The organism is Bifidobacterium sp. ESL0784, assembly GCF_029433295.1.
GTDB lineage: Bacteria > Actinomycetota > Actinomycetes > Actinomycetales > Bifidobacteriaceae > Bifidobacterium.
Genome location: NZ_JAQTHV010000001.1, coordinates 46999 through 72360, shown reverse-complemented (window position 1 = coordinate 72360; position 25362 = coordinate 46999). Strand labels below are relative to the sequence as shown.

General features: G+C 55.6%; 19 protein-coding genes and 1 pseudogene. 11 read left to right on the top strand and 9 right to left on the bottom strand.

The window, feature by feature from the left end; genetic code table 11:
• Nucleotides 1–34: 34 nt before the first annotated feature.
• From PT279_RS00250 to PT279_RS00240, 3 genes are read left to right on the top strand one after another with little or no spacing between them, the layout of a single operon-like run.
• Nucleotides 35–232, top strand: a complete 198-nt coding sequence (locus PT279_RS00250) for a hypothetical protein (RefSeq protein ID WP_277164339.1) — start codon at nucleotides 35–37, stop codon at nucleotides 230–232.
• Complete coding sequence (gene feoB, locus PT279_RS00245; RefSeq protein ID WP_348519355.1) at nucleotides 232–2961, top strand: ferrous iron transport protein B; 2730 nt, start codon at nucleotides 232–234, stop codon at nucleotides 2959–2961. The genes PT279_RS00250 and feoB overlap by 1 nt, the downstream gene beginning before the upstream one ends.
• Complete coding sequence (locus PT279_RS00240) at nucleotides 2958–3374, top strand: hypothetical protein (protein ID WP_277164337.1); 417 nt, start codon at nucleotides 2958–2960, stop codon at nucleotides 3372–3374. Before feoB ends, PT279_RS00240 begins: the two co-directional genes overlap by 4 nt.
• A 236-nt stretch (nucleotides 3375–3610) precedes the next feature.
• Here the strand turns inward: PT279_RS00240 and PT279_RS00235 are convergent, their stop codons facing one another.
• The 6 genes and pseudogenes from PT279_RS00235 to mscL form a co-directional block, all read right to left on the bottom strand.
• A complete protein-coding gene (locus tag PT279_RS00235; protein ID WP_277164335.1) occupies nucleotides 3611–4003 on the bottom strand; it encodes a hypothetical protein in 393 nt (130 codons plus the stop codon).
• A 192-nt stretch (nucleotides 4004–4195) separates the two neighbouring features.
• Nucleotides 4196–4830 (bottom strand): annotated as a pseudogene (locus PT279_RS09230) (CshA/CshB family fibrillar adhesin-related protein).
• Nucleotides 4831–5466: 636 nt separating this feature from the next.
• Nucleotides 5467–9000 carry a CshA/CshB family fibrillar adhesin-related protein gene (locus tag PT279_RS00220; RefSeq protein WP_277164329.1) on the bottom strand — a complete coding sequence of 1178 codons (3534 nt, stop codon included), beginning with the start codon at nucleotides 8998–9000 and terminating at the stop codon, nucleotides 5467–5469.
• A gap of 545 nt (nucleotides 9001–9545) precedes the next feature.
• On the bottom strand, nucleotides 9546–13520 hold the full coding sequence (locus PT279_RS00215) for a CshA/CshB family fibrillar adhesin-related protein (RefSeq protein WP_277164327.1): 3975 nt from the start codon (nucleotides 13518–13520) through the stop codon (nucleotides 9546–9548).
• Between the two features lie 422 nt (nucleotides 13521–13942).
• Nucleotides 13943–14935 carry a helix-turn-helix domain-containing protein gene (locus PT279_RS00210; RefSeq protein WP_277164326.1) on the bottom strand — a complete coding sequence of 331 codons (993 nt, stop codon included), beginning with the start codon at nucleotides 14933–14935 and terminating at the stop codon, nucleotides 13943–13945.
• 130 nt (nucleotides 14936–15065) lie between these two features.
• On the bottom strand, nucleotides 15066–15536 hold the full coding sequence (mscL, locus tag PT279_RS00205) for a large conductance mechanosensitive channel protein MscL (protein WP_277164324.1): 471 nt from the start codon (nucleotides 15534–15536) through the stop codon (nucleotides 15066–15068).
• 373 nt (nucleotides 15537–15909) lie between these two features.
• Between mscL and gdhA the strand changes: the two genes are divergently transcribed.
• The 8 genes from gdhA to PT279_RS00165 all read left to right on the top strand — a co-directional run bounded on the left by gdhA (nucleotide 15910) and on the right by PT279_RS00165 (nucleotide 22703).
• The gene (gene gdhA / locus PT279_RS00200) at nucleotides 15910–17256 is read left to right on the top strand and encodes an NADP-specific glutamate dehydrogenase (RefSeq protein WP_277164322.1); all 1347 of its coding nucleotides are present in this window, start codon (nucleotides 15910–15912) and stop codon (nucleotides 17254–17256) included.
• Between the two features lie 330 nt (nucleotides 17257–17586).
• Nucleotides 17587–18069, top strand: coding sequence for a hypothetical protein (locus tag PT279_RS00195; RefSeq protein ID WP_277164320.1), 483 nt, complete (start codon nucleotides 17587–17589; stop codon nucleotides 18067–18069).
• Nucleotides 18069–18374, top strand: coding sequence for a hypothetical protein (locus tag PT279_RS00190; protein WP_277164318.1), 306 nt, complete (start codon nucleotides 18069–18071; stop codon nucleotides 18372–18374). Before PT279_RS00195 ends, PT279_RS00190 begins: the two co-directional genes overlap by 1 nt.
• Before the next feature lie 40 nt (nucleotides 18375–18414).
• Nucleotides 18415–18666: a hypothetical protein gene (locus PT279_RS00185; protein ID WP_277164316.1), complete on the top strand. Its 252-nt coding sequence runs from the start codon at nucleotides 18415–18417 to the stop codon at nucleotides 18664–18666.
• Between the two features lie 76 nt (nucleotides 18667–18742).
• Nucleotides 18743–19924 carry a hypothetical protein gene (locus PT279_RS00180; RefSeq protein WP_277164314.1) on the top strand — a complete coding sequence of 394 codons (1182 nt, stop codon included), beginning with the start codon at nucleotides 18743–18745 and terminating at the stop codon, nucleotides 19922–19924.
• Between the two features lie 153 nt (nucleotides 19925–20077).
• A complete protein-coding gene (locus PT279_RS00175) occupies nucleotides 20078–20746 on the top strand; it encodes a hypothetical protein (protein ID WP_277164312.1) in 669 nt (222 codons plus the stop codon).
• Nucleotides 20747–20781: 35 nt separating this feature from the next.
• Complete coding sequence (locus PT279_RS00170; protein ID WP_277164310.1) at nucleotides 20782–21453, top strand: hypothetical protein; 672 nt, start codon at nucleotides 20782–20784, stop codon at nucleotides 21451–21453.
• A 455-nt stretch (nucleotides 21454–21908) separates the two neighbouring features.
• Nucleotides 21909–22703, top strand: a complete 795-nt coding sequence (locus PT279_RS00165) for a hypothetical protein (protein ID WP_277164308.1) — start codon at nucleotides 21909–21911, stop codon at nucleotides 22701–22703.
• Between the two features lie 76 nt (nucleotides 22704–22779).
• On the opposite strand, the gene PT279_RS00160 is transcribed toward PT279_RS00165, so the two are convergent.
• From PT279_RS00160 to PT279_RS00150, 3 genes are read right to left on the bottom strand one after another with little or no spacing between them, the layout of a single operon-like run.
• Nucleotides 22780–23886: a VanZ family protein gene (locus PT279_RS00160; protein ID WP_277164306.1), complete on the bottom strand. Its 1107-nt coding sequence runs from the start codon at nucleotides 23884–23886 to the stop codon at nucleotides 22780–22782.
• A 52-nt stretch (nucleotides 23887–23938) separates the two neighbouring features.
• Nucleotides 23939–24661: a signal peptidase I gene (lepB, locus tag PT279_RS00155; protein ID WP_277164304.1), complete on the bottom strand. Its 723-nt coding sequence runs from the start codon at nucleotides 24659–24661 to the stop codon at nucleotides 23939–23941.
• A 35-nt stretch (nucleotides 24662–24696) separates the two neighbouring features.
• Complete coding sequence (locus PT279_RS00150) at nucleotides 24697–25254, bottom strand: DUF3566 domain-containing protein (RefSeq protein ID WP_277165168.1); 558 nt, start codon at nucleotides 25252–25254, stop codon at nucleotides 24697–24699.
• Between the last annotated feature and the right edge of the window lie 108 nt (nucleotides 25255–25362).

Here is a 25362-nt window from a genome sequence, read left to right as displayed (position 1 = left end):
AACAACAAAATAAACTCCAATGAAACCGTGCAAAATGGCAATGACCAATATGTTTACGTTTTTCACGGCGTTATCAGCCCGACCGGTCGATACCTCAGCGAGAAAATATCAAATTCATCCAGTCGGTTCATTTTCATTAATCTCGAAATTCATTACGTTGCTTGCAACGATCGCTGATCGTAACGCTATAGTGGTGAATGGTTTTATTCGCATGATTCGGCGGGCAGATTGATGAACAAAACGAATATGGGTGCATCACCCGCTCAGACTTCAAAGTTCGGTGACATGTCGGCATCCGGAGAAACCACTGATGCCCAGCAGGTCAAAGACCCCAACGACCCCGATCTGATGCCGGAACCGGCGGATTGCTGCGGCGGCGGCAGTTCCGTCAGCAGCCCCGAAGGCGGACATGGCGCAGCTGACGAAAGCGACGAGTGCCACGCAGGGCATGGCGGCCACGGCGGACACCATCATCGGCGTGGACTTGCGGTGCTGCTGCCGCAATCTCACCGTCATCATGGCGCGGAATCCAGCTCGATGTTTTCAATGCACGGCATGGAATCGATGGACGGCAAGGCCACACACGCCAACCCGCGCATCGTCTTTGTCGGCAATCCCAACGTCGGCAAATCCACGCTCTTCAACGCGGTACTCGGCGCCAGTGCCACAGTGATGAACGCGCCGGGAACCACGGTTCTGGTCGAATCCGGCAGCATCGAACACGACGGCGAACGCTGGGACTTCATCGATACCCCTGGCACGGCCTCACTCGATGCCTACAGCCCGGACGAACAGGTCGCAGGGGAGGCCGCGATGGGCCGCCGCAGCTACGTGAAACCAGACATCATCGTCTTTACATTCAATGCAACTTCACCCTCGAAATCATTTTATCTTTTGAGCCAGTTGATGGACTTGGGCTTCCCGATCATCATCGCGGTCACCATGCTTGACTTGGGGGAAAAGCAGGATTCTCCGGTCACGCTCAAGCGGCTCGAGCGCACGCTTCCCGGTATTCCGATGGTTCGTGTCGACGGTCGCACCGGCTACGGCAAAACCGAGTTATTAGACACCATCGCGGCAACACTCACCGAAATTAGGGCGCAGGAAGCAGAACGGAGTTCGGAGCGCACTGAGTCATCGAAGAACACTGTAGCCAGCACAAATGTAGACGGCGATGGGAAATTACTGCAAAGTTCGCCGGCAATAGAAGGCTCTCAACGCAATCCCATCGAAACGAATCCAGACAACAACGTTCAAGCAGACTCGTCCGAAAACTTGGATTCGCAAGGAGCTGGAGCAGAGAAACCAGACAGCGGCGCAAATATGCATCGAGTTGCTGGCGAACCAATCTCACAACCTCAGACGGACACAGCGAAAGAAACGGTAAGTGAGGCAGCACACAAAGCCTCGGAAGTCATGGAAACCACGCTCGCAAAGGCCGAAAATGCGACACCTTCTTTAAACGGCGGCGGAGCCGATGTTTCCCGCGAAATTCACGTGCAACTGACCCCCAAACCAGTCACCAGCATTTCGGCGCCACCCGCGAGCGCAACGCAGGAGGAAGTCTCGCAATGGGTGCGAGCGACTTCGGACGAACGCTTCGAATGGATCGCCAAGAAACTCAAGGAAATCAACAAAGGGCTGCCGCAGGGCGCGGCGACCACGGCGCACCGCGAGACCTTCTCCGACAAGCTCGACCGCGTACTGCTGCATCCGGCGGTCGGATTGGTTGTTTTCCTCATCACGATGTTCCTCGTTTTCGAGGCGACCACCACGCTGGCCGGCCCGTTGCAGGATTGGTTCGACGTCACGCTTCGCGGTTGGTGCACCGACGGCATCGCTTGGATTTTCACCGCCATCGCCGGCAAGGGCTCGCTTGACGGATGGCTTTATTCGCTTATCGTCGATGGGTTCCTGAACGGCGCAATCACAGTCTGTACGTTCATCCCGCCGATGGGCATCATGTTCATCATCCTTTCGCTGCTTGAGGATTCAGGCTACTTGGCTCGTGCGGCGTTCGTAATGGACCGCGCCATGCGCATGGTCGGACTTGATGGACGGGCCTTCCTGCCGTTGGTGGTCGGCTTCGGCTGCAACCTGCCTGCACTGGCCTCCACACGTACGCTGCCGGATTCGCGGCAACGTTTGCTCACCGGCCTGCTAATTCCGTTCACCTCTTGTTCCGCGCGTCTGAGCGTCTACGTGGTGCTGGCGTATGCGTTCTTCGGCAAGTACGCGGGCGTAGCCATTTTCCTGATGTATGTAAGCTCGATCGCCATCATTCTGGCCGTCGGCTTCGCACTGCGCAAGACGCAGTTCAAGGACCTCAAAACCCAACCGTTCGCCATGGAACTGCCGCCTTACCAGATGCCGCGCTTGTTGCAATTGCTCAAGTCCGTGCTGCAGCGCCTCTGGTCGTTCATCACCGGCGCGAGTTCCGTCATCGTCACCATGCTCATCGTCGTGTGGGTGCTTTCCGCCATCCCGATTTCGGCTGGCGCTGCCGGCACCAATTCCTTCGGACACGTCGACAAAGTCGAAAATTCCGTATTCGGCGCAGCTTCGTCGGCCATCGCACCCGTCTTCAAGCCTGCCGGTTTCGACGATTGGCATGCTTCCGCAGCGCTGGTCACCGGTTTCGTGGCGAAGGAAGTCGTGGTCGGCTCACTTTCGCAGAGCTACGCCATCAACGATTCGGGCGACCAGTCCGAGCAGGCCCAAGGCCAGGGGAGCCTCGGCCAAGCGGTACACAAGAGCTTTGAGAAGTCCAGCGACGGCCACCCCAATGCTGCCGCTGCAGCGTTCATGATCTTCATCCTCGCCTACACGCCGTGTCTAGCGACGGTAGCCGAAATGAAGAGACAATACGGCATGAAAACCGCCCTACAATCGGTGGCGACAGGGCTGATAGTGGCCTATATCCTTGCCATTATCGTCTTCCAAGTCGGGCGATTATTATGACTTCCGCGCCCGTCAATAATGAGGACAATGGTTTCCATAAAGTATTCGGCAATTCGCCAAAACTATCAAAAACCAGTAATCAAATTCCCTTAGGAAATCAAACCGCGTTATCCGTTTCCGAAAAGGTCATCGACGGCCTCACCCGCGGCCAGACCCCACGCATGATCGCCACCAATCTCAGCCTGCCACTCGATTTCATCGACCTTGTCATCGAGCAGGAACGCACCGCCGGCCGCCTCAATATCTACGACCTGCGCTCATGCAATTCCACCACCGGCGAGGGCTGCAATCCCGACCCGGAATCCCTGGTCTGCGCCGGTTGCCCGATCCTCCCCAAGGCCATCCGCCAGCGTCAGTCCGTCTTCGGCCGACTCAAAGCGAAGTTGAGAATCAAAACATTTCAAGATAAATAAGCCGTCTCGAATAAAATCTAGTTTTGCCCCCGAATAATCAAGAGGATGGCAATAGCGAAATCACTGACCGTTCGAGAAGAGAAATATTACAAAATCCTAGACGAACAAGCAGAACAAGGCACTTTGCCGCACGATATTATCGGTCACGATCCGCACCGGCGCAAAACGCATTCGGCCAGTTCCGTTTTGTCGAAACCGGCCGAATGCATTCGTCGCGTTGCCGCGATATCGCTCTTTTACTCCTCCCGACGACGCAGCTGCTTGAAAGCGACAGAGGCAAGCGGCACTGCAAGTGTCAATGAGACGAAGGCGACCACTATGACGATGGTGATGTCCGAGCCGGAAGCGGGGAGCTGACCGGGCGCAGGGTCAGACGCGGGCTTGGAGACGGGATTCCGCGCAGGATTGGACGCAGGCTTTGATGCCGAGGCCGGTTTCTGTTCGGATGATGATGTCGGATTATGCTCAGCTGATGGTGCAGGATCGAGATCAGGATTCGGACCTGGACCAGGATCCGGCACCGGCACCGGTGCAGAAGACTTGCCATTCTGGAACTGGGTCTGCTGGAGTAATCCATTCTCGCCTTCGGCAGGATTCAGCGTCAGGGGGAACAGGCTCGGAAAGCTCATGCCCCGCTGGAGCCACGATCTCGCAGACCGTCCATGCTCCCCATTGGCGTCCGGTAACCCTGAATTTGCCCGGCGTGGGGTACTGGTCGGCCCCGATGCAGGCAACGGCGGTGCAATCCTCAACTTCAAGGCTCTGGTCTTCAGGGCCGGTCAGCCGCCACTTGAAACCGCGCAGGCAGAGTCGTGCCGTCCTTATCGAAGCGCGACCATTCCAACACACCGGGTTTGTCCACATCCCTGATGGTGACGACGACATCCGCGTCCGCAGGCACTTAGAATGTACCGTCGGGATTGATAGTGAGTGGCCTTGATGTATTCCTCCTGCTCGTAATAGCCACCCATGATGGGATATTTGGCCCAGTTGTTGGACTCCGCATCAGCGAACACCAGGCCCTGCAACGGCACTTCCGTAAATGAAGTGACATTGGTGCTGTCATTCAACGTTGATGACGGATCGGTAGCCGATGGGATGAGATAGGCAGAGCAGCTGAAATCGAATGAAACCTTCTCTCCATCAATCTTGTTTTCCAGACCGGTCACCATGGTGTTGGAGGAACCCGATCCCCTTGGTTGTACATATATGGCAAACCGTCACCCGGCCATCTGCCTGTCCGGTAAGTCCTCATCAGATGGGCGGAGGAATATTCCTCGCCAGGTCCTCCCGCAGGAGTCACCGAGCATCTGGTGGAGAACCAGTGATCACTGCCGACTTGGGTTGAAGTGGCCCATACCACCTTTGATGTGGTCACATCCTCTTCTTCGGTGGCGCTCCATTGCACCCAATTGATGGCATCACGGAATCTACCCTGACCGCCAGTGGCTACCATCTGCGGGCCGACTATGGGTGCGGAGCCCAGCTAATCGGCGTTCGCCGTTGACGATACCGCTGCTCCGACCAGACCTACGGCAAACACACTTACTGTTCCAGCTAATTTAGCAAAGCCTCTGCGCCTCAGCATTTCGGTTCCTCTCATCGAACCACAGAAGAATAAAACAACTTCTCAATCCGTCACCTTTGAATTACAACAGAATACTTCTAATAATGCCGCAATCGGCATAAATCAGGATAATGAAGCAGACACCAAACCCATTTGACCTATATTCGAAATCCACAAACAAGCATCAACCGTTATATATAGCAAATAACCGCTGATTCGTTTAGATTGTCAGTATTGATACAAACGAAATAAACAAGACCTGTTATCAGTATGGCTTCGCCTAAAAAATCTAAAAACAACCAGATATTCCATACCTGACTTTCACAGGTTTATCACACTTTGGTATTGCGGTAAACCTATTGTAATTGCAAGCAAACGAGAACATCCTCGGAATTCCGTCCAGACAACAGCAAGCCCCACCATCCCGATACAAGAATGGGCGACGAGGTGTATCACTACCCTCGTCGCCCATTCTTACCAATTCATCTCAGATGACGTCAACCGAATACGCCAACCATGCTCCTTTCACTCCTCGCGGCGGCGCAGCACCTTGGTTGCACCGGTCGCAAGCACAAGTCCAAGCGCCAGTGTCGCGAAGGCGATCATCACCACGACAGCGATATCGGAGCCCGTGGCGGAAAGCCGCGGCCCTGGCTTCTTGACATTCTGCCCAGATTCCTTTGCACTCTGCCCAAGCACGGCATTGAAATCAGGATCGAGCTTGACACCCGGCGTGACATTAGCGCACTTGCCGTCCTTGAATGCCCCCATCTTGAGCAGACCATACTGGCCTTCGGACGGGTTCAAGGTCAGCACCAAGGGCTTGGAGAGTCTATGGCCGAGTGGGGCAATCGTTTCCGTAATCGTCCAATCGCCCCACTTGAGGCCGGTGACGCTGAACTTGCCGGGCGTAGGGTCCTGGTCAAGACCGGTGCAGACCGCAGCGGTGCAATCCTCGATGTCAAGCGACTGCCCGTCTGGGCCGTTGAGCCTCCACTTGGAGCCGGAAAGCAACGTCTTGCCGTCCTGATCGAAGCGGGACCATTCCAGCGTGCCGGGCTCGTCCACGTTCTTGAGCGCAATCACCACATCGGCGTCGTCGGGCACATTGAACGTGCCGTCGGGGTTGATTGCGACCGGCGTGCCGTCGGGGTTGATTGCGACCGGCGTGCCGTCGGCGAGCGTCACCTTGATGTCGCTCTGCTTATAGCCCGCTTTCAGCAGCTGGGAAACCGAATAGGTGCCAGCGGCAACGTACTCGGGCTGGTCAAGGGTCGCATCCTGGCTGCTGCCGCCCAGCTGGTTCAGTGTAATCTTGGAGCCGTCGCCGGATGCCGTACCGCCAAACCGGTAGTCGCGGTCGAGCTTGACGGTGAGCTTGGGCTGATGGGTGGTGACCTTGCGGATGCCGGTCACGCTCTCGCCGTTGTTGAGCGCGGTCTGTGCCTCGGCCAATGTCAGTGGAGTGGTGTGGTTGGTGTCACTATCTTTGTAATACACAATAGCGGCGGATTCCACGTAATTGGCCTTGTCGGAGCCGACCACGCTGGCGATGCCACCGGCCGGCGGGGCTTGTGGCACACCCTCTGCATACGTCACCGGGTCGCCCGTGGTCGGGTTGACGGTGAAGTTGAAGTCACCGGGCGTCGCGCTGCCTCGTTCAACCTCCGTCTTGAAGGTCAAGGTCGGGGTCTTGGGAGCCACGGTCTGTTCGCAGACGACGCTGTCGCCATTGGCCATGGCCACCGTCGCATCAGTGAGGCTGATCGGCGAGCCGCCCAAGGTGCAGGCCAGCGGACTGGTCACTTCGTAGCCGGGCTTGCTGCTCATATCGGTGCTGATCCTGTAGGAACCTTCCGGAAGCGGCAAACCAGTGCCGTCCGGTAGGCCAACCGCAGACCCGCCAGTCGTCGGCGACGCCGTCACCGGGAAATCGTCCGTGGTTGCCGTGCCGCCACCGGCGATATGCGTGGTCACAGTCAGCGTCGGGTTGGAACGGATCAGTTTCTTATAGGTGCACTGGATATTGGAATCGTAGCTTGTCGGCGTTGTAATCTTGCCGTCCGTCACCGTCACTGGCGTGGCCGGGCTGGTGGCCAGATCCTCACAGGTAAGCTCTGTGGAATACCGGCTCTCGCCGCTGGCCGAACCGGCGTCGAGCGGAGCCGCAAGCGTATACTGCGAACCCGACTTGACGCTCGTAGGGGCAATTTGCTCGGTTTGTACACCAGGCAAGCCGCCTGTGGTCGTGGCGCTGCCGACGGTGCCGTCGGTGGAATCCTTGACGGTCATTGCGAACTGATCGCTGCCGGCATATCGTCCATCAGGCAGATTCATCAGCACGCTGAGCGTGGGAATATACACGTCGACCGCATAATCCTCAACCTCACCGTTGGTGGTGGTGATGCCGGAAGCGGCAAGCGTACCAACCGAGGCGGTGCCGAGAGGCCCGGTGTCGCCAGTGATACGCACACGCTCAAACGTCTGGCCGCTCGCCGTCTCACCCTTCACAGAACGCTTGGCATCGCTCGGAATCGTCCAAGTCAATGTGGCGGTGCCTTGAGAATAATTACCGCCAGACGGAACCGAACCCACGCATTCCACCTGATCACTGGCCTCGGTAGTCTCGTCAAAGACACCATTGTGATTCCAGTCGATCCACCCTTTCACTCGCGCTGCAGCGGTATCCGTTGCGCAGCTTACCGCTTGGGTGAACGTGTTGCCAGTAGGCAGAATCTTGACGTTCTTATCGGTCGGGGTGTTGTTGTGCGGCGCGTCCTTCAACCCGTCCTCATCACTCACCGCCTTGGTCGGATCGATCGGGTCGGTCTTGCCATTCAGGTCGTCCCAATCGGCGTTAGTGGAGAAATGACGCCGGGATTCCGGATCCTCCCATACGCCAAGCCTGGGCACGGAAGCGGCCATATCGGCTACTTTGTTGGTGTCGCGAGCCTGGGAAAGGTTGTATGTGACCCATCCAGGGGCCAAAGGATAATCGGGGTCTTCGGTATCATTCGGGGTGGGGACGGAGGACGAAATATCGTCAGCACCAGTGCCACCGAGTTCGCCGCCCTCCCATTGCGGCTGCATGAGCGAGCTGCCGACCTTATAGTCGGCCGCGCCAGGCGAGGGGGTCACACCGGGATTGACACCGGGTGCATCACCGAAATCGGTGGCCGCCACGACACCGAGCGCAATGGCCGTCTTGCCACCACCTTTAATCTCCACATCGGCCTGTTCGGAATTCTCAAGGAACATAACCGACGATGGTCCTTGCTGACCGTGATTGCCGCACTGTGAGCCATCCGAACGGAAACGCACAGTATCTCCATTACGATCCGCCACAGAATTGGTGGGGCATGAGGGCGTACGATAACTATCGATCAAACGCCACTTCGGGGTTTTGCCCGGCTCCGGCACGGGAGTGGCCTTGATATACTCATGCTGGCCGCCGCTTTGCCAATTATTGGACTCCGCATCGGCGAAGACCATGCCTTGCAGCGGCACTTCCTGATAAGAGGTGGTCGGCGCTGTCTCAGTGGTGTAAACCGGCCTCGTAGGAGATTGAATGAGATAGGCCGTGCAGGAATACTTGAAAGTGATTTTCGCACCTTGGGTCTTATTGGCCAAGCCAATGGTCATAGTGTTCTCATCGGCAGGATTCGAAGACTTGTTGTTATATAGCTGCACCAAACCGTCGCCGAACCAATCACCTGGCAAATACGACTGCATCTGATTGGCGCCGCTCAGCGGGTCGCTGCCGTCCGGAGCGATTTCGCAGCGTGTGTCAAGCCAATACCCGTCACCGGCATTGGTGGCATCCATCCATTTCGCTGTCGCGCCGTTGATATCGACGCCATCGACATCGTTCCACTGCACCCAGTTGATGGCGGCGCTAAGGCGCCCGTCACCGCTAGTGGCGGAAACCTGGGGACCGACCACGCTACCACTGGGCGGATCCGCGTTCGCAGTCCCGGCCACCAACATGCCTGCTAGTGCCATGGCAGTTGCGCCGACGACGCCGGCCAACTTTGCCAATCCTTCGTGTCTGAACATCATTGTCTCCTTCCAAAAGAACCAGTAACGGAAGGTGAGTAACCGCTGTACCAGAAACTCGCCCTTGAATTACAAAAGTACTGATTCAATAATGACATAAATCAATAATCAGCGTTAGATTATGCAAATGAAGAAACTTTTATTGTGTAATTCGGACATCGCAGAATTCGACATCAAGCGATATAACATTGACGAAACGATGAAATCAAGCGAATTTGCGTAAAAGTATTAAAACGAAATACAAATACCTCATCTTGGCCATCACAGCAATCTGCCGGTGGACAGGGGAAAATATTGAAGCTATAATATTATGCCCTTGTTTGCGTGGTCGGCCTTTTGCCGCCTATTGACGAAATTCATCCCTGAATTTTCTCGACGGTCCGCAAAAATAGGTGGGGCAACGGAAAGTGGCTTCCGTTGCCCCACCAGAATCGCGGGCCGGCCTTGCAATCAAACCGGCTTGCGAAATTCCTTAGCGCTCAGCGTTTCAGCGCCGTAACGCCACAGCGAAACGGCCCCACAGCATCACAGCGCTTCAACGCCTCACCTCACTCATGACGTGCGTGACGTCCCTTTCGCGACACCCTGGCCGTCACGATGCCGAATGCCAGCATCAATGCGGCCAGCGCAAATACGGCCATCATGGCGACCGCCGAGCCGGTCGAGGAAAGTCTCGGCGCGGCAGCGGGCTGGGACCGGGGCTGGACCTGAACCGGCGGATGCTGGGCACCGGGAGTGACGACCGGCTTCTTGCCGTCCTGGAATTCGGCGTGCTGCAGGAGCCCGTCGGTCGGGTTCAGGGGCAGATGCGCCGGCCTGGTGAGCTCATGGCCGGCCGGAGGGATGACCTCGGTGATCGTCCATTCGCCCCACGGGAGGTTCGGAACCTTGAATTTGCCGGGCGTCGGATCCTGATCGGCACCGGTACAAGGACCGGATGTGCAATCGGTGACATCGATGCTCGCGCCGTTCGGTCCGTCCAGATGCCAAGTCGAACCGGGCAGGAGCGTCCTGCCGTCCTCGTCGAAGCGCGACCATTCCACCGTTCCCGGATCGTCCTCGTTCTTGATGGTGGCGATGACGTTCTCGTCTTGCGGTACAACGAACGTGCCGTCGGCGTTGACCGTGACCGGCGTGCCGCTATCGAGCTTGACCTCGATGGAGACCTGCTTGTAGCCCGCGCTCAGCAGCTGCTTGATGGAATACGTGCCGGAGACGACGTGCTTGGCTGTGTCGAGCGTGACGTCCTGCGCGGAGCCGGTTTGCGGAACCAGGCTGATATGCGAGCCGTCACCCGTGGCGGTGCCACCATAACGGTAGTTGCGCACGAGCTTGACCGTCAGGACGGGCTGGTGACTTTTCACGGTTCTCACGCCAGAGACACTCTCGCCGTTGGCGATCGCGGCCTGCGCCTGGGCCAGGGTCAGCGTAACGCTGGGGTCGCTGTCCTTGTGGTAGACAATGTCACCGACCTGCTCATAATCGGGCTTGTCGCTGCCGACCACGGTGAAGTTGCCGGTCGGAGCATCTTGCGAGACGCCTTCCTTGAAGGTTTCGCCGGTGCCGCCGGCCGGAGTGACCGTGAAGTCGAAATCGTTGGGAGTGGCGGTGCCGTCGCCCTGAACCACCGTCGAAAGGGTCAGGTGGGCCACGCCCGGGGTGACTTCCTGGGTGCAGACGACGTTCTGTCCGTAATTGAGCGGAACCTTGCCACCCGCCAGAGGCACCTGCACGGAGTTGTTGAGCACACAGCTCAAAGGACTGCTGATGGTGTAACCGGGCCGTCCACTCATATCCGTAGCGACCTCGTACTGGTTGCCGGGGAAGTTATGGGAAACACTGTCGGGCATCGAAACCGCAGAGCCGCCGTTCGGGGTGACAGTCACGGGGAAGTCCGAAGGAACCGCACTGCCACCGCGCACTACGGTCTTGATCGTGAGGCTCGCCGGTTTGCTGGCCACCTTGCGCACGCCGGTCACCGACTGGCCGTTGGCGATGGCGATCTGCGCGGCACTCGGGGTCAACGGCAAATGGGTGATGTCATCGGTATACGCAATATCGCCCACTTGAACGTAGCCGGGAAGCATGGAACCGACGACCGTGTACTTGGCCGCGGGAACCTCTTTCTGATCACCCTCGTTATAGACGACCGTATCGGTTTCGTTGCCACCGTCGGGCGTCACGCCGAATTGGAAATCGTTGGGGGTGGCGGTGCCGCCGTTGGAGTTGTCGACCTGCGTGACCAGCTTCAGCTTGCCGGGCATATCACGCACGATGCGCTTGCCGGTGACATGCTGGCCGGGGACGAGAGTGATCTTCCCGGTCACCGGATCAGGGGTTATTGTATTTCCGTTGGAATCATCGGTATAGACCACATTGCCGACCTGCTCATAGCCCGCAGGGAGTTCGGACGGCGTGACTAGATAATTGTCATCGACCAGCGAATGGGAATCGCTGCCGGTGCCGCCGGTGCTGTGGAAATCGTTGATCGTGCCGGGCGAGCGATCACCCACAACGCCGAAACTGAAATCGTCAGGGGTTTTTGTACCGCCGTAGTTGTTTCGGACCACCGTGGTCATCGTCAGCGACGGATCGCTGTTGCGGGTCAGGATATAGGTACATTGCACATTCGTGTCGAAACTGCTTGGCATGGTCAAGTTTCCGCTGGAATCTATCGGAACGTCGGCGCTACCATTGTTCAGATCAACACATTTGACCGTCTTACTGTAATACGAAGGGCCACTGCCGCTGCCATAGGTGACCGGCGCGGTGACGGTATAGCCATAGCTCGGCCGCACGCTGCGGGGCGCGATGATCGCCGACTGCAAACCGCTGACATTGCCCGTAGTGGTCGCATTGCTGATCTCCGGGCCACCGCTGCTGCTGTTGCCGACATTGATGGCCATACGCACCTGGTCGTCCGGGCTCTTGCGGTCACCAGCGATCTTGGTGCGGACGCTCAGGGTAGGGACATGCACATCGACCCTGTAGTCCTCCACCTCGCCGGAGCTGCTGGTCATGCCGGTCGGCTGCATATTCATGATGCTGCTGCTTCCGGGAGCCGTTTGGTTTGTAATACGCAAACGCATATAGGAAGGCTTGCCTTCTGCCGAAATCTGGCGCTTGGCGTCGCCGGGCAAATACCAATGCAACGTCGCCGAATAGCCAGTGGGCGAGCTGGAATCTGCAGAACAGGCCACCTGGTTGCTGGCCTCGGCCTCTCTTTCACCGGCCCCAGTCGCCTGGGCCGTTTCGAAACTTCCGTCGTGGTTCCAATCGATCCAGCCACGCACATCACCGGAACCGTAGCAACGAACTTTCTGGGTGAATGTACCGTCCGCATCAGGCAATACTTTGACGGCGTGGGTGGAGGTCGGGATATCGACGCCATCCTCGTCGTTGACCACGTCACCGGGGGCGACTGCAAAGGCGGAGTCACCGTTGAAGTCATCCCAATCGGCATCAGCATCGAAATGCGGCCCGGTTTCGCCGTCCTCGTGGGCTCCAAGTCGGGGGCTCGGCGCCTCGGCCTGTGCGATCAGATTCGCATTGCTTCCCATCCCGTCCCTGGCTTCGGAAAGGTTGAAAATCTTGCCGCCAACCATGCTGGTGTCGGGATCGTGAGGATCCTGGGTGGCGTAATCGGTGCTGGGGATGTCGCCGTTGCCGAGCTCGCCGCCCTGCCAAGAAGGCTGGAACATGGAACCGGCCACGCCGAAGCTTTCAGGCGCGTCGCCGAAATCGGAGGAGACGATGCTGCCCAAGGCCACGGCCGTCTTGCCGCCGCCCTTGAGCGTCACCGTCGCGTCGGTGGAACCTTGCAGGAACATCGTCGAGGATGGGCCTGTGCCGCCGGAATTGGAGCATTGACCGCCGTCGGAGCGGAATCGCATTGTGCTGCCCTTGAGTTCGGCCACGGAATTGGTGGCGCAGCCGGGAGTGCGGTAGCTGTCAAGCAGGCGCCAAGCCGGGTTGGTGCCGTTCTTCGGGGTGGCCTTGATGTATTCGCTTTGGTAATACGTCCAGTTATTGGACTCGGCATCGGCGAAGACCAGGCCCTGCAGCGGGATACTGAAGAAATCGCTGCCGCTGGTGTTGGTCGTGTCGGTGAGGTTGCCGCTCGGATCGGTGGAGGAGTCGATCAGATACGCGGAACAGTTGAAATCGAACGTCACCTTTTCGGCGTCGTTGGTGGTGGCCAGGCCGATTTTCATATTGTTGCCATAACCCGAAGCGCCGTCAAAGTACATCTGTCCCAAACCGTCGCCGCTGTAGCTGCCCGGCTTGTAGACCGTCACCGTATTGGAAGACGAAAGCGCATCGGTTGCACCGGCGGTCGGCGACAGGGAGCATCGAGTCGACATCCACTTGCTCGGGCCTGCCTGAACAGGCTTGGTCCACGTCACCTTCGAGCCGGAAATGGAGTCGTGTTCGGCACCCCATTCGACCCAGTTGATGGCCGTGCCCATACGGCCGTTGCCACCGGTTGCAGGAATCGCGTTGGCAGTGTTGGTGAATGCCACAAATCCCGTCAGAAGCATAGCTATCGTACCGATAATAGCAGCGATTTTAGTGGATAATTTATTACATATCTTGTGTGAAGTTAGTTGATTAGACACTTCTTCGTCTCCTGACGCTTTTTACGAATTTCGTGAGAAGCAAGCTGTTCCAAGTATTTTCAGCTGTTTTTAACTTTGTCACACAAAACTATTTAGCATTACGAAAAATGAATATTATGCGTCAAGCGAAGTCATATATACATTCAATGTATAACAAATTACCTTCAAAGTTTTACATTGCGCAATACAATAGACAAATAGAAAATGTGATCTAAATTACACAAACAAAACGACACGCCGAGAAACGCAATGAGCACTAAAATAGCAAAATAATCAAAACGACTCAATAGGCGACACACACCCAAGCGACCAACAAAAAGGTCAGACTACTCTTCGTCGTCCTCGTCTTCCATTTCCTCGTGGATCTTCAACGCACGACGCAGCGAAGAGACGGAACCGAACCCACAGCGATCTCCGATCTCCACCAACGTCAGCGACGGCTGGCTCTTGCGCAGCTCCAGGGCCGCTTCGGTGCGGGCGCGGCGGACAAGCGCGGTGAAATTGGTGTCCGCCTCCTGCAGCGCGAGCTGGACGGTACGCACGGAAACGTTCTCGTGCTCGGCCGTCTTCGTGACGCTCAATGCGGAATCGGTGTAGTTTTCGGAAACGTATTTGCGCACGCGCTCGATCAGCGGCATCACGCTCATGCCTCGGCCGAAGCACGCGATCAAGAGCGCACGCGCCACGTCGTTGGCTACGGTTTCCAGCGTATCGACCATCTGGGCATGCTGGTTGTTCAGGTTGCAGGCGCTCACCACGAAGGCGAGCAGCGGCTGCAGCGAAACGACGTCAAGCTTGGAATTCTGCCCCATCATCGAATAGGTCTTGTAATCGGGAAGGATCGTCGCGAAAAGCCGCGAGGAAAGGCTCACGCCGATCAGCTCGTTGGCCGGAGCCGTGGTCTGGAAAACCACATCGCCGGTTTCTGGAGGAATGAGGAAAACGCCTGGACGACGCTTGAGGATCTTGTTGTCGGACGTACTGATTTCGACGTGTCCGTGGAGCAGGAAGACCATTGTGGCCATTTTGGCGGCGGCCTCGTCGCGCGTCCATTCCATCACCGTGGCCGGCAAGGTGGTATGGGAGAAGGTGACTTCCGGAAAAACGGAGGAACGAGCCGGAACTTTTCCGCGTTCGCCGGCGATGCGGATATGCCCGCTACCCACGGAATCAGCGGTGTCGCCGTAATTAACAGGCTGACCTGAAGACGAGTAATCGGCGACATTCGCGGTATTGTTGCGCAACGCATCCGTACCTTGCCTCACGGAACGCACATTATCAGGCCTTCCGTTCATCAGCGAATCGTTACGAACAAACATACTTGAACCCTACCGTCCCTTACTCAATGACCAAGTCACACCCGTGCAACCAAGCATAGTAACAAATCGGGCTAATGTAACCCCCAGCGGCCAAAGATTATCGTATTACAAAAAATATCGTATCGCAAACCTACTGTTTTTCGGTTTCGGCCGCATCGCCCTTCTCGATCTGGTCTGTGCCATTGTTGCCAGCCTTGATATCCTTGAGCTCCGCGGAAATCTCCTTCAACAGGTCGACGGTCTGCTGGTCGGTACTGATCTCCTTCTTCTCTTCCTCGTCGTCTTTCTTCTTGAAGATCGACTCCGACATGTCACGGAACTTGTTAATCGGCACGAGGATGCAGAAATAGACGGCGACCGCAATCATCAGGAAGTTGAGAAGCGCGCCCAGAATTGCGCCGAACGAGATGGTGGAGTGGTTGAAGGTGACGGTCAGCAGGTTGTTCATGTTCGGCTTGCCGAAGATCATGGCGATCAGCGGATTGATGAGATTGTTGACGATCGAGTTGACCACGGCGGTCACCGCGGCGCCCATAACCACGCCGACCGCCATGTCGATCATGTTGCCGCGCGAGATGAATTTCTTGAACCCTTTGAACATGCTGCCCTCCCGGTATGTCGTAGCGTTCCTACTAAACCAAACAACCGGCAAAGCACTCCATACATTCCCGACACCCGCTCCTTCGCCCGGCGCCTCCACCACGAATCCGCGATAAATAAGCCACTGAGCACGGCTTACCGGCCCATTTATGGCACAATGAAATTTTCAGGCCACTCACCACCCATCAGCAGCTTTTTTATGGCGGATTCCCTGTTTCGCGCCCAGATGAGCGGGTTGGCAGTGGCCACATTATGTTTCCGTTTCGTAAACGACGCCTAAAAAAGATGCCCAGTTTTTTGAACATGCCCTTCCACCACTCCCGGCGGATTCTTACAATAAAAACCGGCAATATTCACTCAACAATGGAGTATCAATGCTGACCAATGACTATGTCAAGCGCGTATATGCGCAGGTTGAAAAGCGTGATGGCGACCAGCCCGAGTTCCTGCAGGCCGTCCGCGAGGTCTTCGAGACTTTGGAACCGGTTGTCGAAAAACACCCGGAATATGAGAAGAATGGTATCCTCGAGCGCTTGGTCGAGCCTGAGCGCGCCATCAAGTTCCGCGTCGCCTGGGTTGACGACGAGGGCAAGGTGCAGGTCAACCGTGGTTATCGCATCCAGTTCAACTCCGCCATCGGACCCTACAAGGGCGGCCTTCGCCTGCACCCGACTGTCACCGAATCCGTCATCAAGTTCCTCGGCTTCGAACAGGTGCTGAAGAACTCGCTGACCGGTCTGCCCATGGGCGGCGCCAAGGGCGGTTCCGACTTCGACCCGCGCGGCCGCAGCGACGGTGAGGTCATGCGCTTCTGCCAGGCCTTCATGACCGAGCTGCAGCGTCACATTGGCCAGTTCACCGACGTTCCCGCCGGCGATATCAACGTGGGCGCGCGCGAGATCGGCTACATGTTCGGCCAGTACAAGCGCATCCGCAACGAGTATTCTGGCGTCCTGACCGGCAAGGGTCTTGAGTTCGGCGGCTCGCTCGCCCGCACCGAAGCGACCGGTTACGGCCTCTGCTATTACACCGCCGCCGCGCTGCGCACCTTGAAGAATGATTCGTTCGAGGGCAAGACCGTCGTGATCTCCGGCTCCGGCAACGTCGCCATCTTCGCCATCGAAAAGGCGCAGGAAATGGGCGCGAAGGTCGTCACCTGCTCCGATTCCAACGGCTATGTCTACGATCCGAACGGCATTCAGCTCGACGTGGTCAAGGACATCAAGCTCGGCCACCGCGGCCGCATCAAGGAATATGCCGACCGTGTGGCCGGTGCCGAATACCACGAAGGCAGCAAGGGCGTCTGGACCGTTCCGTGCGACATCGCGCTGCCCTGCGCCACCCAGAACGAGGTCGACGGCGAATCCGCGGCCGCGCTGGTGAAGAACGGTTGCAAGGTCGTCTGCGAAGGTGCGAACATGCCATCCACGCCTGAAGCGATTTCGACGTACCAGAAGGCCGGCCTGCTCTACGGCCCCGCCAAGGCCTCCAATGCCGGCGGTGTCGCGGTTTCCGGCCTTGAGATGAGCCAGAACTCGTATCGTCTTTCCTGGACCTTCGAAGAGGTCGACAACAAGCTCAAGGACATCATGGAGAACATCGTCACCAACTCCCTGGCCGCCGCCAAGGAGTACGGCCACGAAGGTGACTTGATGCTCGGCGCCAACGCCGCCGGCTTCGTCAAGGTCGCCAACGCCATGGTCGCCCAAGGCGTTTGCTGAATCCATCCTCCTGTCAAACCGAACCACTCGGCTCGATGACTCTGAGCACATTCGCTCAAGCATAAATACGAAACCCGCCGCTGGCCTCACACCAGTCGACGGGTTTCATATTTTCACCGTCAAAGCAGTGCACCTAACGCGTCTCAAGATGCATCTTTCCGACGCCGCCGCCAGCAAAATGCACTTAAACATCAGCAAGGCGTATTTTCCCCGCACTACCATCGCTAAAGCGCCCTTTGTATAAATAATCATTAAGCAATATTTTCTATTTATATATGATATAAATATACCGAAGAGTTTCTTCTGGCGATTTAGTATCTGGGGAGCAACATGGCATATTCCGATACAATCAACGATAAACTGGCCACGCTCGAACGACGAGGCCAGAAGGTGGAGGCCCGACGCCGGCAAGCCGAACAAAGCCTGTCGGCTTGCCAAGACATCCGCAGCCATCTCCAACAACAACGGCAAGAGTTCGAAGACCGCCAAGATTACAGACGCGCGGCACTCTGCGGCTTGCGAGAGGATGCCCCGCAATGCCGCGGAACCGAGCTTTTCCTCGATATGATGACCAACCGGATTCAGGGAAGCCCCTACATCAATATCGCCGACAGCTACGACGAAACCCTGCGCCACGTCGATAGCCAAGTCGAAGAGCAGGAACTGCAAATCAAGGATTGCAATCGCCAGATGGACGATATCGAAGAAGACAAAACCTACTACAAGAAAAAGCTGAAACGAGCCAAAGAGGAGGAGCAGGAAATGGCGAGAGAGCAGCAAAGGCTTGAAACACCAAAGGAAGGAGACCGGTGATGGCAGAGGATCCGAATCTGGTAATTGACGATAGCTACGTCTACAAGGTCGGCAATTCATGCAAAAGCAATGGAGGATCCGTAGATGCTCTCTTCGGAAACTATTTGGATATTCTGCAATTAGTCGCTGATGAAGGCGTGCCCTCAGGCCAATTCCATGATGCAATCCTGGCCTTCAAGAACGTGGCCTCAAGCCTGCATGGCAACAGCCAATCTCCACGCCTGCAGTCTATTGGAGAGTCCTTCTCAACCACTATCGGCAATTTCATCGGTCAAGTCAAGAATGACGACCAGCCACTTTACTGATTATTGAACGCAAGGATGAAAAACGGGTAAACCAATATCGATGAGCATCAGCACTATGGATGATGCCATCAAACAACTTCGCATACTCGCCAACGATTGCACTCCTTACAACGCGGCTGGCAAACAGGGTGGAGGCGAGGTAATCGACACCATACACGGTGTAGACCAATCGTATAGCACCATGATTCAGCAAATGGGAAACCTGTTCTCGAGCACCGCCAACTTCCTGCAAAAAGCCCGAGACTCATACAAAAGCAGCGACGACAAAGCCTCCTGGCAGTTCAAAGGCTGACGCAGATCACCAATACAAGCGCGCTTAGCAGCCACGATAAAAACATCCGCAAAACGATATAACAGAGACGAGAACCATGGTAACCAGGGACTTTCGCGAAAGCACGAAACAAAAATATCTACAGGATGTCAGCAAGGTATGCTCCGACCAGGGAAGTAGATGGGACAACTTCTGGGATGGTGTCGATAAATTCTCTGCCATCGGCTGGCTTATCAACGAAGGCATCAAAGTCTTTCAAGGCCAAGACGCCTATGAACGCCAACTGATAGATATCAACAACACCACCCGCAAACAAATCCAACAGATTTGGACCCGCGTCAACAACGACGCCAGCGGCTACATGACGAAGTTCGCGGCAACAGGCGCTGACATCAACGGCTTCACCGCTCAGCTCAAGGCCCTTACCGACACCGTGAGTTCAGGAGGCTCATTCACAGCCGCCAACATCAACGGCAAACTCAAAGCCGGAATCGACGGATATCTCAGCATCGACAAATATCTCGCGGAAATAGCGGGAAACGGGCTTGATGTGAACGCCGCAACGAAAGATCCGCACGTAGCTGTCGAAGCATTCAAAGCCATCGCGCAGTTTGCGCTCGACCATTCGCCGAGCCTCAAAGCCAATGAAACATGGACCATGAATCTCGGCGGGGGACTGCTAATAATAATCGGCTTTCATGTTTCCGACTACAACGGAGGCAAAGGCACCATAACCCTCGATATCCCGGATGACGCTTTTGAAAACGAAAAACTCCAGCTTAAAGACATGCTCTCTTTCAGCAAAGATGGCATCAAAATCGATAAAGACGGCAACCTAGATACCAATGGGTGGGTGAGCGACAACAAAGGTGATAATCCTTACGATTTTAAAACAAAAATCATTACTGAATCATGGCACAAGACCGAGAATGGTCAGACCGAAAGCTTCACCCTCAAATTCAACACGGAAACACACGAACTCACTATAACTTCAGCCGTTGAAGACCAGCTACCCAATGGCACTGCCAGCACAGATATCACGAACCACCAAAGATTTCCAATGGCATATTCCGCCAAATACCCCTTCTGCACCCGTTACAGTAACCGACCCTGTAGTGATGAAAGCCCTGGATCGAATCAAAGCAGCATTGGCAAACTTACGCGTGCCTGCCCCAGTGGTAGTCTATGTCGTTTATCTTCTCAGCCATTTGTTGACTCCACAAATGGCAACGGTCATCATCAACATGTCCAAGGCCGCGCTCATGGCATATCTTCTTAAACTTCTCATCGAACTCGGCATACTCGCGTTCGCGAAATAAACACAAATTGATGTTCATTAGCATTCTGAAACATATCTATTTCATTGATAGAAGACAGCCAATTTTGTTATATCCATCGTTCCGAACGAAATGCAATTAGAAAGAACGGCATCATGCATACAAAAACACGACTTAAATCAACCATCATCTTGATGATTACGGTTTTGTGCTTATCTGTTTCTCTTGCCGGATGTGGCACCAGCACGCCAAGCACGAAAAACCCGACCACACAATCACAGAACACAACACCCAGGGACGAAGATGCCGGCAAAGGTAAAACCAAAACTATCACCTACGACAAATTCTTCGTCAAACACTACCTCTTCGACAATGCCAACGATTCCCCAACACACGTAGCCAAAGTATTCAAGGAGCAGCATGACGATTATACCGACGCATACGCCACACCGGACGGCGATGTCGTCACCACCGCGACCGAGAAACAGCTGGAAGCCAACATCAAGGAATACCAGAAAGAACGAAAAGAATTCGGGCAAGCCTTCAACAAAGACGCCAACAACAAGCACAACGGCTACCACTTCCAGATCAGCAAAGACGGCAGAACATTCTCCCTATGGTGCGACAACAAACTCACCCGCAACAACTATGTCATGACTCTCGGCAGCATACCCAAAATCAACGGAGGACTTTATTACCTGAACGGCGGCACTGGCCCTTGGGACATGCAGATCAACATCTACAACTGCCACAGCGGACAACTCATGCAGCAATACCCTTGGTCACAGAGCCCTGATTACCAACCCCAAGACTACGGAGCCTGAATCCCACAGATTCCATCTATAAAAGAGCAGCACACATGAACACCGAAACGGGCGTCACGCCCAAAGCAGATACCAATATAACCATCCTCGACGGAGCCATGGCGATACCACTGCCGGACAACTATGAACAACGCCCACCCATCCGGACCGGCGACAAGGGGGTGGCCGATTACCTAGCGATATACGACAAACTGGAAGCCAGCGGAGTGCCAAGCGAACCAAACGGCAAACCCGATGGCAAGACCATCCGACTCATGCTCGACGCACTATCGAAAATCACCATCCTGCGCTGCAAGACGGATACGGCCTACGTCATCGCCCAGCCAAGCGAACGGACTTGGCAAAAAGACACCGACGCCAGACTCGCCGCCCTGCGCCAGACACTCATCGAAAAGAACCCGGACGCATCAATCATCCAGTACGCCACCAAACACTACAGCAATCTCACAGAAGACGGCACATACCACGGCAACGACATCGGCATGCTTGGTTACCTTACCAATCCCGAAACAACTGATTCTCGATACAACGTCACGATTATCCTGCCCGCACACGGCAAAGAGGCGATAATCTCCATGACCTCCTCCACCGAACACCTGCTCGCCCGAGCCATGGAATTCAACCACATCGCCGACTCCATACAGCTCATCGAACCAGACCCGCCAGCCAACCCCGAACCGGAACCATCCGAGGACACCACGAAATGACAAGCAGACACCTCCGTACGCTTCGAATTGTGATAACTCCCATCACGACCGCACTCGCCGCCACCCTGCCACTGGCCGCCTGCGGCAAAGGGAAACGGCTGGCACAACCTATAAACCACCACATCTTTGGCGACTAAACACCGACCATCAGAAACGAGCGAAAACACCCAAAAATCACAGCTGTTGATTGCATATCGGTGCGCAGAGAGGAACGCAACGTGTATAGAACACCAGAAACCGAAGACGCTGAACACCCGAATGAGCACTACGGGAACGATCCAACTTCGTCTTATTTCGCATACCTAACTTCGATAACCAACAAAAGAGTCAACCGATTTCACAGTAACGCGGGGTGGATTCTACTCGTTGCCGGATGTCTCATATTCGTAACGAGTTTCTCTATATCGCTCACTGCAAGCCTCGCTCCCATTCTCGAGCTTTTGGCTTTTCTGTGCATGCTGGAAGCGATTCCTTTCGCATGTTTTGGAATAGTAGAGATAAGGCGGGCCGAGAAGAAAACCGAAAGAAACGCATTATGGCGCTCGATGATGGCCAACCTTGCTACCGCCCTCGGATGCGCATCATTTCTTTTATTGCCGCCGATCATATTCTATTTTCCTTTATATAGTTCGTGGCACTTTTTGGTCACGGCGATAGGGTTCATCCCTGCTCTTTTCGCGAAAATCTCGCAACGCAAAGTCGACGATAAGGCCGAACAATCTTTAAACGAAGAAAAGGCGCTGTTGCAAAACAACGCACCGACAATGCCAAAAATACCGGCAAAAGCTGAATCGGCTTCGTCAAGATTGCGTTTCAAAGATGAATCTGCGGGCGTTGGCCTTAGGCCTGATGAGCTGGATTCCAAAACACAACACAAACATTTCGGCCGCCGACGTTTGCTGCTTTACATCGTTATTTTTTCCTTATTGGCAATTTTTCTTGTGAGTGTTTGGGAAGCGATAGCAGAATTGCAATATTTTTCACCGGTACTATGGGTAGTCTCAATCACACAATGCATACTTATCATATTGACTTTTACTGGTTGTTTTCGAATATATCTGCGCCCAGATTATAGTTGGCTTCGTGCCATAAAAGGTACGATGTACCTTTCCGTCCTATTCAGCGTCCTGTCCATTCTGGTAGCCGTATTGCTGCGCAGGTTTGTTCCGCAAACAATATGTGCAACGGCATTGACACTATTTAGCATTTTTCTCTACGAATGGCTGGTAGCCAACACGGAACGGTACTAAAGCCAAGTACTAAAAACCACGGAGTCCCGCCACGACTGACCGAACCTGCGGTTCTCAACCAGAATCACGTTCACATTCACATCGGCATTTCGCGGTAATCGCCCTCATTCCAATCGCGACCGGGGATGAGGTCGTAGGGCATCTGACGGGCGAAAACCCAGAAGATGACGAGCACGATCAGGACGATGACGCCGAGCTGACGGGTGGGAGCCGCAAAAAGCATCGTGGTGAGCATCAATACCAGCAACCGGACGACATAAAAGGCAACGCGCGCACCACCGTGGCGCTCCTTGGTCTCGCAACTCATGTGCGTGAACATGCCGCCAAGCGTCTGCCCGCGGTGCGTCACCGGAATGAGCACCTCGAAAATGACGAACGAAAGCAGGGTGAAGAACTGCGCCAGCCCGTCAGATACGCCGGTGCCGAAAGCGTGGCCGAGGAACATATATGTGCCGTTGGGAAGGTATCTCGAGGATTTCTGGAAAAGATAGATCGAGCCCAGCGTCAGCGATCCATCGACAACGATGATAAATACCAGATCGAGCATCAGCGCAACGGCGCGGTGGACCAGCCCCGGCTTCTCGATGACCTCGCTCCGGTCCTCGATCTCGCGCACCGGCACCAGAGCCCCGTAAATCCAGGCGATGAAGCAACCGATAATCGCGCCCAGCGTGTTGGTCAGGAGGTCGTCAACGTCGAATTGCCTATAGGCGCACGGATAGATGCCCCAAACGCCTGTAAGCTGTGAGGTTTCGATAAACAGGGATACCAGGAATCCGACGGGAATCACCGCGTAGAACTTCCAGCGGGCCCAACGGGAAAGCGCGAAACCGAGCGGAATGAAGAAGATAACATTGAGCGCCAGTTGCAGCACCGCACCCTTGCCGCCTGTCGACAGGTCGGTCATGAATTGCATTACATGAAGTTGTGGCCTGTGCGCGTGGGTCAGGCAGTATTTCGCCGGGTCGTCGGGCATGGGGTAAAGCGTGAAGGTGACCAGCCCGAGCGCGTAGAGCACGCACAGATACGCCGCGAGCACCGCGCTGGAACGCAGGCGGTGGTAGCGGTGGTACATACCCGCCAGAATCGGCAGAGTCAGTACGGCCGAGAGAATCGGCCAAATGGTCATCGCGAGGATGAACGAGGTGCTGAAGGTCCTGATGTAGGCAATCACATCGGCCACTTTAGCGGAGGCGGCTTACGAAATCCTGCCAACTCGAAACGAATCCCGCAACTTACGAGTGCGCCGCCCCGCCTACTTTCGTGAAGACCTCATGATGCGCATGGACCACGCCGAACCTGCTAATAGGCATAAAGGTGAGCATGGCGACACCCCTTATCCGGTCTAGCGGAACGAGGCCATGGTTGCCGTCGTCGGCATGGTAGCGGGAATCCGCGGAGTTCGCACGGTTGTCGCCGAGCACGAAGACGTTGCCGGGTGTCACCTTTGTTTTGAAGGCGAAATTGCTTGGCGCAACCCCGGCCTTGAGGTACGAGGACTCGTTGATCGGCACGCCATTGACCGTCACCGGAGCCCCGCTGCCCTCGCAGGCCACAGTATCTCCGGGCAAACCAATCAATCTTTTGACCAGATCATTGGAAGCGAAAACATTTTTGGAATTCAGCCAATTCGCCGGGTCCTTGAATACCACGACGTCTCCACGCCTGAGTTTCAGCACGGGCTTGGCAAGACGGTTGGTGACGATATGATCGCCGATATTAAGTGACGTTTCCATGGAGCCGGAAGGCACGACGTAAAGGCCGATGACGAATATGCGCAGAAGGCTTACGATGATAACCGCGACAAGGCAGTATAAAAGAACCGAAATGATATCCTGAACCGTCAGGCGTCCGGAAGTGTCCTTCGCATGGGCTGGACCGACTTTCTTCTTGTCTTTGGAAGCATCATTGCCAGCTGCATGTCGTTTTGATTTGCTCGTTGACCGTGTTTTCCGCATTTGGTCTCGTCCCATAATCACTTCATTGCGCGTTGTCAGTCATCGCCGAGGGTAACGTGCACACCCCCCACGAGCTGGCTGATTACATTGTAAAGAGCCGCGATGATGACCGCGAACAACGTCGCGACCACGACTTCGACGATGGAGAGAATCGTGACCGCGCTCAGCACGGTACCCAGCGAAAAAATGCTGGCCAGGTTGAAGCCGCCGGTGTCAAGGCCGGTAGAAGAGACGATCTGTGTGACCTGGTCGAAGACGCCGACCACATTCAAAAGCCCCCAGATAAGCGCGACCGCAACGATTTGGATGATGCCGGCAGCCACGGAAAGCAGGAGCGTCACCTTGGCGACGGACCATGCGTCGACGCGGGTGAGCGAAAGGCTCATGCGGCGTGCGCGCGGGGTGCGCTTACGAGGAAGCCCGCTTTTGTTAGCCGCCTTGTTGTTCAACGGCCACGGAGCGCCTTCCGACTTGGGACCGGAGCCCTCTCCGAGAACGGAACGGGCAACGCGGGGTGAGCGTTCGGATTCTGCGGCACCGGTACTTGCGTTCCGTGCCTGACGAAGCTGATTATCGTCAACGTTTTCGTTCATCATTACTCCTTGACCCACCACGCAGAATGCTCAAAATCGCCTGTTTCCGCGCAAAAGAACCTGCTAAGAGGCTATCAGTCTTCGGGGACGAAAAACAGTGTGAATTTT

Coding starts and splice junctions, on each gene's coding strand:
- PT279_RS00170 (WP_277164310.1), top strand. CDS start 20,782: ATGAACACCGAAACGGGCGTCACGCCCAAAGCAGATACCAATATAACC.
- PT279_RS00185 (WP_277164316.1), top strand. CDS start 18,415: ATGAGCATCAGCACTATGGATGATGCCATCAAACAACTTCGCATACTC.
- PT279_RS00210 (WP_277164326.1), bottom strand. CDS start 14,935: ATGTTTGTTCGTAACGATTCGCTGATGAACGGAAGGCCTGATAATGTG.
- lepB (WP_277164304.1), bottom strand. CDS start 24,661: ATGCGGAAAACACGGTCAACGAGCAAATCAAAACGACATGCAGCTGGC.
- PT279_RS00150 (WP_277165168.1), bottom strand. CDS start 25,254: ATGAACGAAAACGTTGACGATAATCAGCTTCGTCAGGCACGGAACGCA.
- PT279_RS00165 (WP_277164308.1), top strand. CDS start 21,909: ATGCTGGAAGCGATTCCTTTCGCATGTTTTGGAATAGTAGAGATAAGG.
- PT279_RS00180 (WP_277164314.1), top strand. CDS start 18,743: ATGGTAACCAGGGACTTTCGCGAAAGCACGAAACAAAAATATCTACAG.
- PT279_RS00190 (WP_277164318.1), top strand. CDS start 18,069: ATGGCAGAGGATCCGAATCTGGTAATTGACGATAGCTACGTCTACAAG.
- PT279_RS00250 (WP_277164339.1), top strand. CDS start 35: ATGGCAATGACCAATATGTTTACGTTTTTCACGGCGTTATCAGCCCGA.
- PT279_RS00235 (WP_277164335.1), bottom strand. CDS start 4,003: ATGAGCTTTCCGAGCCTGTTCCCCCTGACGCTGAATCCTGCCGAAGGC.
- feoB (WP_348519355.1), top strand. CDS start 232: ATGAACAAAACGAATATGGGTGCATCACCCGCTCAGACTTCAAAGTTC.
- PT279_RS00175 (WP_277164312.1), top strand. CDS start 20,078: ATGCATACAAAAACACGACTTAAATCAACCATCATCTTGATGATTACG.
- PT279_RS00195 (WP_277164320.1), top strand. CDS start 17,587: ATGGCATATTCCGATACAATCAACGATAAACTGGCCACGCTCGAACGA.
- PT279_RS00240 (WP_277164337.1), top strand. CDS start 2,958: ATGACTTCCGCGCCCGTCAATAATGAGGACAATGGTTTCCATAAAGTA.
- mscL (WP_277164324.1), bottom strand. CDS start 15,536: ATGTTCAAAGGGTTCAAGAAATTCATCTCGCGCGGCAACATGATCGAC.
- gdhA (WP_277164322.1), top strand. CDS start 15,910: ATGCTGACCAATGACTATGTCAAGCGCGTATATGCGCAGGTTGAAAAG.
- PT279_RS00220 (WP_277164329.1), bottom strand. CDS start 9,000: ATGATGTTCAGACACGAAGGATTGGCAAAGTTGGCCGGCGTCGTCGGC.